Annotated in this window: 14 protein-coding genes; 13 read left to right on the top strand and 1 reads right to left on the bottom strand. The window is 65.3% G+C overall.

Going from position 1 to position 15,075, the window contains the following annotated elements; genetic code table 11:
• Positions 1–54 precede the first annotated feature (54 nt).
• Both nrdD and WHX56_RS18615 read left to right on the top strand, forming a co-directional pair.
• Positions 55–237, top strand: coding sequence for an anaerobic ribonucleoside-triphosphate reductase (gene nrdD, locus WHX56_RS18620; protein WP_129238924.1), 183 nt, complete (start codon positions 55–57; stop codon positions 235–237).
• The gene (locus tag WHX56_RS18615; RefSeq protein ID WP_129238925.1) at positions 203–1,015 is read left to right on the top strand and encodes an anaerobic ribonucleoside-triphosphate reductase activating protein; all 813 of its coding nucleotides are present in this window, start codon (positions 203–205) and stop codon (positions 1,013–1,015) included. Before nrdD ends, WHX56_RS18615 begins: the two co-directional genes overlap by 35 nt.
• On the opposite strand, the gene WHX56_RS18610 is transcribed toward WHX56_RS18615, so the two are convergent.
• Positions 1,006–2,424, bottom strand: a complete 1,419-nt coding sequence (locus tag WHX56_RS18610) for a PLP-dependent aminotransferase family protein (protein WP_287754823.1) — start codon at positions 2,422–2,424, stop codon at positions 1,006–1,008. The two genes, WHX56_RS18615 and WHX56_RS18610, sit on opposite strands and share 10 nt — an antisense overlap.
• Before the next feature lie 128 nt (positions 2,425–2,552).
• On the opposite strand from WHX56_RS18610, the gene WHX56_RS18605 reads away from it, so the two are divergent.
• The 11 genes from WHX56_RS18605 to WHX56_RS18555 all read left to right on the top strand — a co-directional run bounded on the left by WHX56_RS18605 (position 2,553) and on the right by WHX56_RS18555 (position 15,073).
• Positions 2,553–3,842: a hydroxymethylglutaryl-CoA reductase, degradative gene (locus WHX56_RS18605; protein ID WP_338881799.1), complete on the top strand. Its 1,290-nt coding sequence runs from the start codon at positions 2,553–2,555 to the stop codon at positions 3,840–3,842.
• Positions 3,843–3,921: 79 nt separating this feature from the next.
• The gene (locus WHX56_RS18600) at positions 3,922–4,407 is read left to right on the top strand and encodes a hypothetical protein (RefSeq protein WP_129238927.1); all 486 of its coding nucleotides are present in this window, start codon (positions 3,922–3,924) and stop codon (positions 4,405–4,407) included.
• The gene (locus WHX56_RS18595; RefSeq protein WP_129238928.1) at positions 4,404–5,792 is read left to right on the top strand and encodes a tripartite tricarboxylate transporter permease; all 1,389 of its coding nucleotides are present in this window, start codon (positions 4,404–4,406) and stop codon (positions 5,790–5,792) included. Before WHX56_RS18600 ends, WHX56_RS18595 begins: the two co-directional genes overlap by 4 nt.
• A 357-nt stretch (positions 5,793–6,149) precedes the next feature.
• The gene (locus tag WHX56_RS18590) at positions 6,150–7,205 is read left to right on the top strand and encodes an iron ABC transporter permease (RefSeq protein WP_338878604.1); all 1,056 of its coding nucleotides are present in this window, start codon (positions 6,150–6,152) and stop codon (positions 7,203–7,205) included.
• Positions 7,202–8,005, top strand: a complete 804-nt coding sequence (locus WHX56_RS18585; RefSeq protein WP_338878603.1) for an ABC transporter ATP-binding protein — start codon at positions 7,202–7,204, stop codon at positions 8,003–8,005. Before WHX56_RS18590 ends, WHX56_RS18585 begins: the two co-directional genes overlap by 4 nt.
• A 36-nt stretch (positions 8,006–8,041) precedes the next feature.
• A complete protein-coding gene (locus tag WHX56_RS18580; protein WP_287753055.1) occupies positions 8,042–10,198 on the top strand; it encodes a TonB-dependent receptor in 2,157 nt (718 codons plus the stop codon).
• Positions 10,198–11,262 carry an ABC transporter substrate-binding protein gene (locus tag WHX56_RS18575; RefSeq protein ID WP_338878602.1) on the top strand — a complete coding sequence of 355 codons (1,065 nt, stop codon included), beginning with the start codon at positions 10,198–10,200 and terminating at the stop codon, positions 11,260–11,262. The genes WHX56_RS18580 and WHX56_RS18575 overlap by 1 nt, the downstream gene beginning before the upstream one ends.
• A complete protein-coding gene (locus WHX56_RS18570) occupies positions 11,259–12,395 on the top strand; it encodes a class I SAM-dependent methyltransferase (protein WP_338878601.1) in 1,137 nt (378 codons plus the stop codon). Before WHX56_RS18575 ends, WHX56_RS18570 begins: the two co-directional genes overlap by 4 nt.
• Before the next feature lie 3 nt (positions 12,396–12,398).
• Positions 12,399–13,286: a DUF364 domain-containing protein gene (locus tag WHX56_RS18565; protein ID WP_338878600.1), complete on the top strand. Its 888-nt coding sequence runs from the start codon at positions 12,399–12,401 to the stop codon at positions 13,284–13,286.
• A gap of 14 nt (positions 13,287–13,300) precedes the next feature.
• Positions 13,301–13,882, top strand: a complete 582-nt coding sequence (locus tag WHX56_RS18560; RefSeq protein ID WP_338878599.1) for a DUF2478 domain-containing protein — start codon at positions 13,301–13,303, stop codon at positions 13,880–13,882.
• 33 nt (positions 13,883–13,915) lie between these two features.
• Positions 13,916–15,073, top strand: a complete 1,158-nt coding sequence (locus WHX56_RS18555) for a nitronate monooxygenase family protein (protein ID WP_338878598.1) — start codon at positions 13,916–13,918, stop codon at positions 15,071–15,073.
• Positions 15,074–15,075 lie beyond the last annotated feature (2 nt).

Here is a 15,075-nt window from a genome sequence, read left to right as displayed (position 1 = left end):
GCTCCGGACCGATCCGCCGGGCATCCGCCCGGCACCCTCTCAAAAGGAACCTCTATGCAAACCTTGACCGCCCCTGTAGTCACCGCCGCTTCCACCCCGAAGCTGGACGACAGCCAGCGCGTGCGCTGCGAGATCTGGACCCGCGTAATGGGCTACCACCGTCCGGTCGCGTCCTTCAACACCGGCAAGCAAGGCGAATTCAATGAACGCCGCTTCTTCGTCGAACGCCGCGCCTGAGGGGGCGCGATCCGGCCCGGCCTGCGGGCCGGGCGCCAGTCCGGCCACGCGCCGGCTGGCCGCCAGGCCGGCCTACCCGGCCCCGCCGCAGCCCGTCATCCAGCCCCTGCCGCGGCACGCCCAGGCGGTGGGCGGACTGGTGCCCTTTTCCACCGTGGACTGGCCGGGCCAACTGGCCGCCGTCGTCTTCATCTCGGGCTGCCCCTGGCGCTGCCACTACTGCCACAACACCGAATTGCAGACCCGCGCCGCGCGCTATGACTGGCGTGAAATGCGCGCCTTCCTGGAAACCCGCAAGGGCCTCCTGGACGCCGTCGTGTTCTCGGGCGGCGAGCCTTTGAGCGAGCCGCGCCTGCCGCAGATGATCCGCGACGTCCGGCGCATGGGCTATCGGGTCGGCCTGCACACCGCCGGCATCTATCCGCTGAGGCTGGCCGACGTGCTGCGCCATCTGGACTGGGTCGGCCTGGACATCAAGGCCGATTCCCAGGGCTACGACGACATCACCGGCCGCCGCGATTCCGAGCGCCCCGCCCTGGCCTGCCTGAGCCAGTTGCTGTCGGCCGGCCGGGACTTCGAATGCCGCATCACTTGGCATCCCGACTGGCTCAACGAAACCCGGCTGCTGGCCCTGGCCCGGGAACTCGCCCGCCGCGGCGTGCGCCGCTTCGCCGTGCAGGGCGCGCGCCGTTCGCCCGACGCGCCGCCCTTGCGCAACCTGAGCTTGCAGGCGGAGGCCCTGATGAAGCAATGGTTCGAGGGATTCGACTACCGCTGAGCCAGGCGCTGCTTCAGCGTCGCATGGAACCGGGGCGATCCGATGGCGCCGACATTGCACCGGGACCAGGGCGACACCGCCGTCGGGTCCACGTTGAACACGCGCCCCGGCGCCATGATGACCTTCTCCGGCATCAGTTCGGCGGCCAGGGCAAGGGAATCGTCCACGCCCGGAAACGCCGACCACAGATAAAGGGAACTGGTCGGGCGGGCGAATACTTCGGCGCCCAGCGAATCGAGCACCTGCAAGGCGTTGCCGGTGGCGGCTTCCAGCCGCTGGCGCAGCCTGACCAGATGGCGCTCGTAATGGCCTTCCCGCAGCATCACGTCGACCATGCGCTCGCAGTACTCCGAACTGCTGACGTGCACCAGCGCCTTGAGATCGGCCAGGTCGCTGGCCAGCGCCGCGTTGCACGCGATGAACCCCACGCGCAGCGCCGCCGAAAATGACTTGGAGAAGCTGCCGATATAGATCGTGCGTTCGAGCTGGTCCAGCGACGACAGGCGCACCGCCGAGGTGGGCTTGAAGTCGGCCAGCGGGTCGTTCTCGACCACCGTCAGGTTGTAACGCTCCGCCAGTTGCAGGACCTTGTAGGCCTTGGCCGGCGAGATGTCGGAGCCGGTGGGATTGTGCGCCAGCGACTGCGTGAAGAACAGGCGCGGCTTTTCGCGTTGCAGCAGCGCCTCCAGCACAGCGGTGTCGGGGCCGTCGGACAGGCGCGGCACGCCCAGCATGCGCGCCCCGGCCAGCTTCAGCTTGCCGAACAAGGGGTAATAGCCCGGGTTGTCGACCAGCACGGCCGCGCCCGGCGGCACGAAATAGCGGATCGCCAGGTCCATGGCCTCGTTGGCGCCGTGCGTCAGCACCAGTTGCGGCGGCGCCGCATTGATCCCGACGTCGCCCAGCTTGCGCACCAGGCTTTCGCGCAGCGGCGCATAGCCGAAGCGGCTGCCATAGCGGAACAGGGCCCCCAGGCCGGTGCGCACCACCTTCTGGTGATAGCGGTCCATCCGCATGTCGGCCAGCCACTCCACGGGCGGAAAGCCGTCGCCCACGGCGACCGCGTCGGGCTGGGTCTTGAGCTGCTCGCGCATCAGCCACACGATATCCATGGCGCGGCTCAACTGGCCGGGCTCCTCGTCGGCGGCCTTGCGCGCCCGGCCCGTCTCCAGCACGAAGAAGCCGGATCCCCGGCGCGGTTCCACCAGGCCCCGCGCGACCAGCATTTCGAACGCCACCACCACCGTGTTCTTCGCGTAGCGATGCAGTTGCGCCAGTTCGCGCAGGGACGGCAGCTTGTCGCCCGCGCGGTAGACACCGTCGGCGATCTGCTGGCCGATCAGCCTGGCCAGGCTTTCGGCTATCGGGGCGGCGCGTTGCGGCCTGCCCGGAAGGCTTGCTTCGTCCATGCTGGATTCCCGCTGGGTATCGTCGAAATTGGTGCAGTGCAATGGTACTGTTTGCCCAAACTGTACCTCTCAATGCCGGTACAGTTTACCTAGAATCAGGCCACTTGATTCTGATATGGAGACACGCCATCGTGGCCGATTCACGCCTGCCCAATTTCCGCGCCCTGACCCCCGCCGAACGCCTGTCCGCCATCGCGGACGCCGCCGGGCTCACGCCCGAGGAGCGCCAGTCGCTGGCCCAGCCCGGCGCGCTCGGCCTGGCCCGCGCCGACGGCATGATCGAGAACGTCATCGGGTCGTTCGAATTGCCGCTGGGCGTCGCCGGCAACTTCCAGGTGAACGGCCGCGACGTGCTGGTGCCGATGGCGGTCGAGGAACCGTCCGTGGTCGCCGCGGCGTCCTATATGGCCAAGCTCGCGCGCGAATGCGGCGGCTTCGAAACGTCCAGCACCGCGCCGCTGATGCGCGCGCAGGTGCAGGTGCTGGGGCTGGCCGATCCGCACGGCGCGCGGCTGGCCCTGCTGCGCGAGCGCGAGCGCATTCTTGCGCTGGCCAACAGCCGCGACAAGGTGCTGATCGAACTGGGCGGCGGCTGCCGCGACATCGAAGTCCACGTCTTCCCCGACACGCCGCGCGGCCCCATGATCGTGCTGCACCTGATCGTGGACGTGCGCGACGCGATGGGCGCCAACACCGTCAACACCATGGCCGAGGCCGTGGCGCCGCTGGTCGAGGAGATCGCGGGCGGATCGGTGCGCCTGCGCATCCTGTCCAACCTGGCCGACCTGCGTCTGGCGCGCGCCCGGGTGCGCCTGACGCCGCAGGCGCTGGACACCAAGGAGCGCAGCGGCGCCGACATCATCGAAGGCGTGCTGGACGCCTATGCCTTCGCCGCCATCGACCCCTACCGCGCCGCGACCCACAACAAGGGCATCATGAACGGCATCGACCCCGTCATCGTCGCCACCGGCAACGACTGGCGCGCGGTGGAAGCCGGCGCCCACGCCTATGCCTGCCGCGGGGGCCGCTACACCTCGCTCACCCATTGGGAAAAAGACAACTCGGGCGCGCTGGTGGGCTCCATCGAAATGCCCATGCCCGTGGGCCTGGTGGGCGGCGCCACCAAGACCCATCCGCTGGCCCGCCTGGCGCTGAAGATCATGGACGTGCGTTCCGCGCAGGAACTGGGCGAAGTGGCCGTGGCCGTGGGCCTGGCCCAGAACCTGGGCGCGCTGCGCGCGCTGGCCACCGAAGGCATCCAGCGCGGCCACATGGCGCTGCACGCCCGCAACATCGCGCTGGTGGCGGGCGCGGCGGGCGCGGAAATCGACACGATCGCCCGGCGCATGGCGGCGGAGCGGGACGTCCGCACCGACCGCGCGCTGGCCTTGCTGGAGGAGCTGCGCAACCCCCGATAGACCTGGCCGCCCCGGCCCCACAAGAACAGAGGCGGCGCCCGGATTCCCCTGGCGCCGCCCGACCACAGAGGAGAGAGACATGAATCCGAATACCCCGGCGCCTTCCACGCGCCTGGCGGAAGTCTGGAGCGATACGGTGGACCTGCGCCACCTCGCCTGGGCCATCGGCATCGGCATCGCCATCAGCGTGGCGGGCTTTTTCGCCGCCAGCCGCTGGCTGCGCGGCATCGTGGCGTCCGCCGAGCTGGCCCATGCCTACGCCATGCTGGCCGGCCTGGCGGGCTGCGTGCTGGCGGGCGTCGTCTGCGCCCGCCTGTTCCCGCCCAAGCGCGAAGTCATCGAGCACGGCTCCACGCAGGATCCCGCCTGGCGCGCCGAAGTGCTGGCCGAACTGGCCGAGCAGCCCGGCGGCCTGGGCACGCTTGCCGATCTGCCGGAACCGGTGGTGCGCGAACTGAAGGAACTGGACCTGTACGACCTGTTCGCCGAGCCCGCCGCCCAGCCGTCCCCGCCGTCCGCCCGCGCCCCGGCGCCCCAGGGTTCAGGCAAGGAGGCGCTGGCATGAGCGATCCCATCCTTCTCGAACAGATCATGGTGGCGGCCGCGATGGGCCTGCTGGGCGCGGTGGTGTTCGCGGCCATCGGCCTGGTGTCCGGCACCGACGAAACCACCACGCTCGCGCCGCTGACCCTGCTGGTGGTCCTGCTGGGCGTGCCGCCCGCGGGCGTCTTCACCTTTTTCCTGGCCGGCGCGGTCGCCAAGCACATGACGCACGCCGTGCCCACGGCCTTGCTGGGCATCCCCGGCGACACCCTGGCCACGCCGCTCCTGCAGGACGCGAACATGCTGCGCAAGCTGGGCGTGCCGCACATCGCGCTGCGCAAGATGGTGTCGGGCGCCATCGTCGCCGCCTTCGTGGCGGTGCCGCTGGCGGTGCTGTTCGCCGTGCTGCTGGCGCCGTTCGGCGCGGCCATCACGAAGTCCGCGCCCTGGATCTTCCTGGCCGCGGCGGTGCTGATCGCCTACTTCTCGGCCGGACGCTGGGCCGCGGTGGCGCTGCTGGTGCCGTTCGTCGTGGTCATCGTCGCGCTGCAAAGCCTGACCGCCAAGTACGGAGTGAAACTGAGCATCAGCTACTTCCTGGGCATCGCCATCGGACCGCTGATCGCGGACCTGTTCACGGTGGTTTCGCCTCAGGGGCGCTCGCGGATGATGCGCGACAAGGTGCGCACGTTCTCGCTGGCGCCCGACGTCAAGGGCTGGTCCGGGTATTTTCCCAATCCCCTGAAGGTCATGGACCGCACGCAGACGCGCTGGACGCTGGCCACCGCGGCGATCTCCAGCGCCACCTTCGTGTTCAGCCCGGTGGCCATGACCGTGGTGCTGGGCGAGCTGGTCGGTTCGCGCATCAAGCATGCCTACCACCGCCTGACGACCGTGCTGAGCGCGCGCAACGGCGTCACCGAGGCCACCTACATCGCCGAGGCGCTGATTCCCCTGATCGCCTTCGGCCTGCCGCTGAGCCCCGTGGCCGCCGGCCCCGCCGCGCCGCTGTTCAATGCGCCGCCGCGGTTCACCGTGGACGCCGCCAGCGGCCAGACGCACAATCTGCACAACCTGCTCAGCCACTGGGAGTTCCTGGGCTACGGCATGCTGGCCGTGCTGCTGGCCGCGGTGGTGTCCTACCCGTTCGCCATGAACTTCGCGCGCCGCGCCGCGCTGTTCGTGTCGCGCAAGGTCAGCCATGAAGCCATCATCGCCACCTTCGTCGGCCTGATCATCGTGATCAGCGTCTGGGAAGGCCAGTTCCTGGGCCTGCTCGTGATCCTGACCATGGGCCTGTTCGGCGGGCTGCTGTCGCGCCTGTTCGGCTTCAATACCGGCGTCCAGTTCATGGGCTACTACACCGCCGTGCTCTCCGTGCCGGCGATCGTCAAGCTGCTGGGGTAAGCGGCTCAGGCCGGCAGCGGCGCTTCGAGGATCGCCCCGGTCGCGGATTCCGTCATCACGACGGAGCCGCCGCCGGGGCGAATCGCCACTGCGAAATGTCCGTCCCGCGCAAGGCGCGCCCGACGCGTCGCCCGCGCGCAACCTAAGCGTGCGGGCGAAGGCCCCGACGAGGCAATAGTTCGAAAGATTCGGCTACCGCTGAGCCCGGAGGAATGTCCCTCCCGTTGACATGGCTCAAATCTATCCGTTTTTCGTTATGTATGTAGGTACATAACGAAAGAGATACTCGAATACGATTTATCGGACCTTGTCTCAACTGGAAGAACTTGCCGACGATTTTCGCGGCTGCGCGCATCCATGGCTGAAATCGCTCCCACCTCCCTTGCCGCTGTCGCGCCAGCAACGCAGGGGTATCGGTTTCGGCTCATCGCTCCGTTGCTGGCCATGGCGGCAATCCTGGCCGCCCTGTCTTTCGGACCGTACTCGGTCTCCGTGTGGGAAATGCTCCGCTTCCTTTTCACCCTTGCGGGACTCGATTCCATGGAGCCGCCGCGCTACGCCCAGCTATACAACCTGATCATTGAAATCCGGCTGCCGCGCGTGCTGGCAGCGGTCCTGGTCGGCGCCTCGCTCTCGGTGTCGGGTGCGGCCTACCAAGCGCTCTTTCGCAACCCGCTCGTATCGCCCGGACTGCTCGGCGTGCTGGCGGGAGCGTCGGCGGGCGCGGCAATCGGCATCCTGCTGGAAGGCAACTGGCTGCTCGTGCAAACCGGCGCATTCGTCATGGGGCTTGCCGCCGTCTCGGTCGGGGTCGGCATCGCGCATCTGTTCGGCGGCGGTTCAATCATCATGCTGATTCTGGGCGGCATCCTCAGCGGCGCGCTATTCAGCTCTGTGCTGACCATAGTGAAATACTTGGCCGACCCTTATAGCCAGTTGCCCACGATCGTGTATTGGCTGATGGGCAGCCTGGGACACGCCAACGCCGGCGACATCGCATGGGCGGCGATTCCGATCCTGCTGGGCATTCTTCTGCTTTGCCTGATGGGGCGCGCGTTGGATGCATTGGCGATGGGAGACGATGAAGCGCGCGCCCTTGGCGTGCCGGTAACCGCCGTGCGGCTGACAACAATCATTGCTGCCACGCTGATCTCGGCATTGACGGTTTCGATTGCCGGCATGATCGGCTGGATCGGACTGATCGTGCCACATATTGCACGCCTGCTGACGGGTCCGGGCAACGCCCGGTTGCTGCCGACCGCCGCCTGCCTGGGCGCGGCCTTTCTGCTCGTTGCCGACGGTCTTGCGCGCAATCTTTTCGCAAGCGAACTGCCCATCGGCATCGTCACCGAGTTACTGGGCATACCCGTCTTCCTGCTTGTGCTCCATCGCGTGCGGCGGAGTTGGACATGAGGCTCGCCGCAAAGGATCTTCATTTCGGCTATCGCCGCCACCCAGTAATTTCCGGCGCCAGCCTGGCGCTCGAAGCCGGCGAACTGGTCTGCCTGCTGGGCGTCAACGGAGCCGGAAAAAGCACGCTGTTGAAAATGCTGCTGGGACTGCAGCGCCCCGATCGCGGCAGCGTCACGTTCGACGGAGAGCCGCTAGCGGCCTTGAGCCGGCGCCATTTGGCTCGGATGATCGCCTACGTGCCTCAGGTCCATGCCGCGCCATTTCCCTACACGGTCCGTCAGGTGACGCTGCTGGGACGCATCCCTGCGGCGGGTCTGTTCACGGCGCCCGGCGCCGCCGATCTGGAGCGTGTGCACATGGCCCTCGAGCAATTGGGCATCTTGCATCTCGCCGACCGCGTCTACACCCGGATTTCGGGCGGCGAACGGCAATTGACGCTTATTGCGCGCGCCCTCGCCCAGGAAGCGCGGCTCTTGATCATGGACGAACCGCTGGCCGGTCTCGACTACGGCAACCAAGTACGTCTGCTGGCCCGCCTGGAACGGCTTACGGCAGACGGCTACGGCGTGCTGATGACGACCCACGATCCCAACCAACCGCTATCTGGATGCCAGCGAGTCGCGCTGCTGATGAACGGCCGCATTGCCGCCGACGGCGCTCCCGACAAGGTACTGACGCCGGCAGCAATGTTTCAGTTGTACGGCGTGCACGTCGAATTGCTGCGTGCAGCAAATGGCCACGGCATCGCCTTCCGTCCCTTCACCCCGGAATTGGGCCCGGATTTTTCAAACCGACTCTAAAGAACGACCTCATCGCGATAGAAAGGAAATACGTCAATGCACGCCTGCTTAAAGCTGCTCCCAGTATCCTTATTCGTACTGCCTGCTGTTTCTGCTGCGAATGTGAATGAAGTGCCGCTCCTCCCCAGGGTGGAGGTCTCATCGGAAGCCTTCACCGAAGAAGAGCGAAAAACAGCGACCAGCACCTTTGTTATCGATCGGCAGACCATCGAGGACTCCCCCGCTCACAATTTGAGCGAACTGCTTATCGAGCAAGGCTTCGCGGTGGAAGCCACGCCGACGGATCATGGCGAAAACACCTTGCTGATCCGCGGCTTTCACACCGAACACCTGATGACGGAAGCCAACGGCAAGGTGCTGGTCCTCATCGACGGCCGCCGATCCGGCGTCGCCAACGTTCGCCAGATCATGCTGGGCAATGTCGAGCGCGTCGAAGTCTTGCGTGGACCGGATATGTTCAAACACTCGATGGGTTCACCGGGCGGCGTCATCAATATCATCACCCGGCGCGGCGGCCCGGAACGCTTTGGCGGGCAAGTGCGCATGGGCTATGGCAGCTACAACGCCTCGCGAATCGGCGCGGATCTCTACGGCGCGGCTGACAATTTCGACTACATGTTCGGCTATGAACACAACGCGGTGCGCAGCGACTACAAGGACGGCAACGGCGACAAAGTAAACAACACCAAGACGGACGGCACCGAACGCTTCAACTTCAATCTGGGCTACACCTTCGACAACGGGCACCGGATCGGTGTCGACGGCTATCACTACACCGTCGACAAAGCACACCGGCCTTCGTATATGGACGAAGAAGGCGAAATCCGCAACAACAGCTATACCGATCGCGAAACCCAACTGCTGTACATCAACTACGAGGGCGCCACCGCCGACCGCCGCCTTTCATGGAACGCCAATGTCGGGCAGGGAAAAGACACCTACGAAACCTATTCCGCCGAGTCCAGGTATCCAAAGGGACAAGAAGCCAGGACCGATCGCGCACAGGGCAGCCTGACCTACACCTCCGAGCGCTTTGACCTTACCGGCGGCCTCGACTACATCAAGTACAAAGTCGAGAACTCCTCGTCCGCGCGCGGCGCGTTTCTGCAGGCAGGCGGGATCGATTCGAAGTGGGCAGGGCTGGGCTACCCCATGCACCCAACCAGCGAGACCTCCATCCTGGGAGCCTACACGGTGGGTACGCTCAAGCTCATGGATGGCTCGCTGAACCTGTCGGGCGGCCTTCGCTACGAATACGTGAAGGCCAAGGACCTGTCGATCGGCGACGAATACTACAACCGGGTGCCCTACTTCTCGGGCCGCGGCATCACTTCCCGCGACCAGTTGCCCACCCGCCGCAGCTTCAACCACATTTCACCGACCTTCGGCGTGAGCTGGCTGCCGGCCCACTGGCTCAAGCTGCGAACCAACTATACGCAGGGCTGGCGCGCGCCGTCGGGACGTCAGCTATTCGCAAGCAGTTTTTATGAAGATTACGGCGCGCCGGGAGATCCCAGACTCAAGCCCGAGTTCACCGATGCCTTCGAGATCGGTTTCGATATGGCGCGCAAGGACTGGCGGCTGTCCGCCACCTATTTCTATTACAGAGTGAAGGACAACGTCTACATCTATCCCGGAGTCCGCCCGGATGGATCGGGAACGCAGGGCCGCGTGGTAATGAATGTCGACAAGCGCATCCAGGAAGGCATTGAACTGCAGGCCAACGCGAACGTGGCGCCCGCGCTCGGCTACAGCAGCTTCGAACTGCGCCCGTATATCAACCTCACACACATGTTCCGAAAAGAAGAGGTCGTATCCCAGGGCGGCCCCGGCTTGCAGGGAAAATGGTGGCCGATTGCCCGCGTGCCAGACACCGTCGCGAGCATCGGCGTGCGTTTCCACCACCCCGGTTGGAGGTTCTCCAGCACCCTGAACTTCAATTACTACGGAGAGCAGTACGGTGGACGGTCCAACGTGGGCGATGGCCCGCTGGTCGGATTTGGAAAATTCACCGTGGCCAACCTCAGCATGACAAAGCGGCTGTGGGACGCCGGAAGCGCCGGCAGCCTGGACCTGAAGGTCGACGTCAACAATCTGTTCGACAAGCAGTACTCCTTCCTCGGACGGGTTCCTGACGACGCCTATGCCTACCCGGGCCGGAACCTCTTCGCCACATTGATCTATCAGTTCTGATGAAAGGCGAAGCCCATTTCCGAAAATTCGCAATGGCGGCATGCCTGTGGCATGCCTGCCTGGCGGTCGCGCTGGCTGGCGAATCCGTGCCGTGCGGGGTGAGTGATCCGCCGGCGCGAAGCGTGATCGACATGGCCGGGCGCATCGTGACATTGCCGCATGAAGCTCGCCGTATCGCGACCGTCGGCGCCGTGCCGGTGCTCAACGGGTATCTCTTTGCGCTGGGCGCGGGAGATCGGATCGCCAACGGATTGCCCCAACGGTTTACCGCCACCGGTGCGTGGCGGCTGCACAGCGCCGTCGCGCCCTATCTGGATGAACGGCCGGTGCTGCAGGGGCAGAGCACCAGCGAGGTCAGCATCGAGCACCTCGCCCGGCTGGCTCCGGACGTCGTCATCACGATGAACCCGCTACAGGTGCGGGCCTTGGAAAAAGCGCGAGCGCCAGTGATATTCCTGCAATGGGAAAACACGCCCCACATTCACGCCAGTATGCGAATCCTGGCTTGTCTAACAGGCCGCATGTCGCAGGGCGAGGCCTATCTGCGCTACTTCGAGAACACGATGGAGCGCGTGCAGCGGAAATTGGAAGGCCTCTCTCCGGACGCGCGGCCCAAGGTTCTGTATTTCAATCCAAACAGCATGAGCACACCGTTGCAGATCGCCAACTGGTGGATCACGCAGGCGGGCGGCTACAGCGTGACCGCCGATATCGGGGACGGCGGCAACACCCACTATTCACACGAGCGGGTGCTGGTATGGAACCCCGACATCCTCATCGTCAATACGCCCAGGCTGGTGGAAGCGGTCTACCAGGACGAACGGTTCTCGAAGGTCAACGCCGTCAAGAACAGGCGAGTCTATGCAACCCCGATGGGAGTGCATTCGTGGGGACAACGAACGGTCGAGCAGCCGCTCACGGTGCTGTGGGCCGCCAAGACTTTCCACCCGGCGCATTTCGCCGAAATAGACATCAAGGAAGAAATCCAGCACTTCTATCGTCTTTTTTTCAACTACGAACTGTCCAACGACGAAGTCGGGATGATGCTGGAGGCGCTCCCATGACGGCGCGCGCGGCGGCGCTTGGCAGCGGTCGCGCATGCACGGCTTTGGAAGGCAGGCCGCGCCGCACGCCTTCGGTTTCTTCAAACACCAGGAGAATAAAGATGGATATGGAACAGCACGGGGGTCGTCCCGTCCTCCCCGAAATGCCCGCGGCAATTGCCGCGGTACGCCAATTGTGCGACGGATTCAAAGCCTTCCAGGCGCTACGCGCAGGGTTGCGCAGCGGCCTGTTCGATTGGTTGGAAAGCAACGGCCCGGCTGCGCGGCCGGAAATCGCCGCGGCGCTGAACCTGCGCGGCGCTCACCTGGGTGGTTTCCTGCAGGCGCTCGAAGACCTGGGCCTGCTCACCCGGCAAGAGGCGGCATACCGCATTGCCCCCGGGCTGGATGCCGTGCTGTGCAAGTCCAGCCCGTGGTGCCAGGCGGAGGCGGTCGATAGCCTCCTGGAACCTGCCAACGGATGGTCGGCACTGGATCGCTTTTTGTCCACCGACTGGATCGCGGCACCGCCACCTCCGATTCCGCCAGCACAGCATCCATTCTCTGGAGAAGCCAACCGGCTAGCTGCTTATCTCGCTGATCGGTTCAAAGATCGCCCGATTCGCAACATACTGTGCTTCGATGGGGGAAACGGCTTGTTTGCCGCGACCGCAGGCCGCTACTTTCCCGAAGCGCGGATCACCGCGATCGTGCGGCCCGAGGCACTGCCGCGGGCGCAAGAAATCCTTGCGCAAGGCGGGCTCCCGAAGCGCTGCCAACTGCTATCAGGCACGCCGCTGAATCCTCCGACGCAGGAACAATTCGACCTGGCCGTGCTGTTTCATGCCCTCTACCCTGTGCGCCAGGCAACCAACGACGCACTGGCCGCCGTCTCCGCCCGGCTTGCGCCAGGCGGCGAATTGCACTGCGCGCATTGGTTCTGCCTCGAATCTTGCGAAACCGCACCGGGCGGCCTGCGCGATCTCGACAAGGCGGTGCTGACCGACAGTCATCCCATGTGCCACGTCGAGACGTTCTGCCTGCGATTCGAAAAAATTGGCCTGATCGATGCGCAGCGCGATGATCTGGTTGGCGAGTACGGCATTACCAAGCTGCATTTCGCCGTCCGCCCGGACAATACGACGGAGAGTTGAGAAATGGAAACGCATCTTGAAGTCCCGCCGCCGAAATTCGGAACGCCCGCCGGCGATCCATCTCAGGCCACCCTGCTGGCCGAACTGCATGCCGAAGTGATACGCAAGCTCGGCGCCGACGCGGAATCATTGGTCGTCGAACGCGCTGTGCTTGGCATTTTCTTCACAGGCGTCAAGCTGAGCAACCGTGCCGGCGGCCTGTGCGCCACGCCGATCAAGAGCGTGCCCGAGGCGGTGTGCTGCCCCAGCTCGGCGCGAGCAATGCCGATACCGGGCAAGATCGCCGGCAGGCAGGCAATCCAGATCCTCGACGATCTCTATCGGCCGCAGGATCTACGCCGGTCGCTCGCCATCGCCACGTTGAATGCACTTGCCGAAACCCTTTGGCAGCGCGACGGCGCGCCATCCGGCGCTGAAATTCGCGAGGGCGATGCTTTTGATGCGCTGAATATTCAACCTGAACACTACGTGGCGCTGGTCGGCGCATTCCCGCCGTACATGCGCGAACTCCGCCGCCGCAATCAACGGTTCAATGTTCTCGAACTTGATCCAAGCACCCTCAAGCCGGATGAACTGCCGTTCTATATTCAGGCCGATCATGCGCCGCAAATCGTGCCCAAGGCCGACGTTTTCATCACCACCGGCACGACACTGGTCAACGGCACGCTCGATGGGCTCCTGTCATTGCTCGCGCCCGGCGCGCAAGCGGCGGTAATCGGGCCGACGGCCACACTGCTTCCCGGGCCTTACGCAGAACGCGGGGTAACCGTGGTCGGCGGCACCCGCGTGCGAGAACCGGACGCCTTGCTGGACATGCTGGCGGAAGGCGGGTCGGGTTATCACATCTTTGGAAAAACGGTGCAGCGGGTCACTCTCTGCCTGCCCCGATAAGAAGGAAGATCCTCATGGATTGCACCGAAAACGCCGTCACGATCGCAGCCATCGTCCACAACCACAAAGCCGCCGCCGATGCCCCCCTGCTGGCATTCGTGCAACGCCTGCAATCGCAAGGCCTGACCGTGCGCGGGCTGGTTCCCGGCCCGCCAGGCACTCTCGACGACAGAGGCGCCCGTACCCTGCTCGACCTGGAACAAGGCACCCTCTATCCGATCGACCATGATCCGGGCAAAGACCCAAACGCCTGCTGCCTGGATCCGGGCGCCCTGCTCGTTGCCGGCGTCGTTTTGCGGCGTGTAATGGAAAGCGGGGCCGATCTGGTCATCGTCAACCGTTTCGGCGTGCTTGAGGCCGAGGGAGGCGGATTCAGCGCTGAAATGCTTGAACTCATGGCCAAAGGCTATCCGCTGCTGACTGTAGTCGCGCCTGCGCACCTGGACGCCTGGCGCAAATTCACCGGCGGCCTGGCGACAGAGCTGTCCCCAGATATAGATGCCATGGCGAACTGGTTCGACGAAACGGTCAGGAACCATATGCCATTGAGGCCAGGTTTGATCCTGCGCAAGGCGACGCTACCCCCCTTGCTCTAGCCTCTGTCCACTTGACCAGAGGAAAGACTTGACATGACGTGGTTCAAATCACTCACCCTCGCCGGACGCGAATTGCTGCCCATTATCCAGGGCGGCATGGGCGTCGGCGTATCCGCCCACCGTCTGGCCGGCGCCGTCGCCAGCCAGAACGCCGTGGGCACCATTGCCAGCGTCGATTTGCGCCATCACCATCCCGACCTGCTAGAAAAGACCGAGCGGTGCCATGACCGCGACCTGATAGACAGCGCCAACCTGGAAGCGCTGCACCGCGAAGTGCGCGCGGCCCTGGAGACGGCCCAGGGCCGCGGCCTGGTCGCCGTGAACGTCATGAAAGCCGTGCGCGACCATCCCGCCCTAGTGCGCCAGGCGTGCGAAAGCGGCGCCCAGGCCATCGTGATGGGCGCCGGCCTGCCGCTGGACCTGCCCGAAATGACCGCCGACTTTCCCAAAGTGGCGCTGGTTCCCATCCTGTCCGAAGCGCGCGGCGTGGCCGCGGTGCTTAAAAAATGGATGAAGAAGGGCCGGCTGGCCGACGCCGTCGTGATCGAGCACCCCGGCCATGCCGGCGGCCACCTGGGCGCCGCGCGCCTGGACGACCTCCACGACGAACGCTTCGACTTCAAGCGCGTGCTGGCCGATTGCCACAAGCTGTTCGCGGAACTGCAACTGGGCAAGGACAGCCCCCGGCTCATCGTGGCCGGCGGCGTGGGCAGCCACGAACAAGTGCGCCACTGGCTGGGCCACGGCGCCGACGGCGTGCAGGTGGGCACCGCCTTCGCCGTCACCATCGAAGGCGATGCGCACGAAAACTTCAAGCGCGTCCTGATCGACGCCGACCCCGACCAACTGGCCGAATTCACCAGCGTGGCCGGCCTGCCCGCTCGCGCCGTGCCGACACCCTGGCTGACGCGCTACCTGCGCCAGGAAAAGACGCTACAGGGCAATGCGCGCTGCGATGCGCGGCGCTGCAGCCAGCGCATGGACTGCCTGACGCAATGCGGGCTGCGCGACGGCATTTCGCGTTTCGGCCAATTCTGCATCGACCTGAAGCTCGCGGCCGCCATGCGCGGCGAAGTCAGCCGCGGCCTGTTCTTCCGCGGCGCGTCCAAGCTGCCGTTCGGCAACGCCATGCGCTCGGTGCGCGAACTGCTGGATTACCTGCTCCACGGGGAAATGCCCGCCACGGCCTGACC

Origin of the sequence: Achromobacter veterisilvae (genome assembly GCF_037619525.1) — a bacterium.
GTDB classification, from domain to species: Bacteria; Pseudomonadota; Gammaproteobacteria; order Burkholderiales; family Burkholderiaceae_B; genus Achromobacter; species Achromobacter veterisilvae.
Note: the sequence above shows the minus strand (reverse complement) of the source record. Positions and strands in the feature narration are given on the sequence as shown.

Excerpts from the sequence above, each read along its gene's own strand:
- WHX56_RS18580 (WP_287753055.1), top strand. The coding sequence starts at position 8,042 with ATGCACGCCTGCTTAAAGCTGCTCCCAGTATCCTTATTCGTACTGCCT.
- nrdD (WP_129238924.1), top strand. The coding sequence starts at position 55 with ATGCAAACCTTGACCGCCCCTGTAGTCACCGCCGCTTCCACCCCGAAG.
- WHX56_RS18610 (WP_287754823.1), bottom strand. The coding sequence starts at position 2,424 with ATGGACGAAGCAAGCCTTCCGGGCAGGCCGCAACGCGCCGCCCCGATA.
- WHX56_RS18595 (WP_129238928.1), top strand. The coding sequence starts at position 4,404 with ATGAGCGATCCCATCCTTCTCGAACAGATCATGGTGGCGGCCGCGATG.
- WHX56_RS18560 (WP_338878599.1), top strand. The coding sequence starts at position 13,301 with ATGGATTGCACCGAAAACGCCGTCACGATCGCAGCCATCGTCCACAAC.
- WHX56_RS18565 (WP_338878600.1), top strand. The coding sequence starts at position 12,399 with ATGGAAACGCATCTTGAAGTCCCGCCGCCGAAATTCGGAACGCCCGCC.
- WHX56_RS18585 (WP_338878603.1), top strand. The coding sequence starts at position 7,202 with ATGAGGCTCGCCGCAAAGGATCTTCATTTCGGCTATCGCCGCCACCCA.
- WHX56_RS18575 (WP_338878602.1), top strand. The coding sequence starts at position 10,198 with ATGAAAGGCGAAGCCCATTTCCGAAAATTCGCAATGGCGGCATGCCTG.
- WHX56_RS18570 (WP_338878601.1), top strand. The coding sequence starts at position 11,259 with ATGACGGCGCGCGCGGCGGCGCTTGGCAGCGGTCGCGCATGCACGGCT.
- WHX56_RS18555 (WP_338878598.1), top strand. The coding sequence starts at position 13,916 with ATGACGTGGTTCAAATCACTCACCCTCGCCGGACGCGAATTGCTGCCC.
- WHX56_RS18600 (WP_129238927.1), top strand. The coding sequence starts at position 3,922 with ATGAATCCGAATACCCCGGCGCCTTCCACGCGCCTGGCGGAAGTCTGG.
- WHX56_RS18615 (WP_129238925.1), top strand. The coding sequence starts at position 203 with ATGAACGCCGCTTCTTCGTCGAACGCCGCGCCTGAGGGGGCGCGATCC.
- WHX56_RS18590 (WP_338878604.1), top strand. The coding sequence starts at position 6,150 with ATGGCTGAAATCGCTCCCACCTCCCTTGCCGCTGTCGCGCCAGCAACG.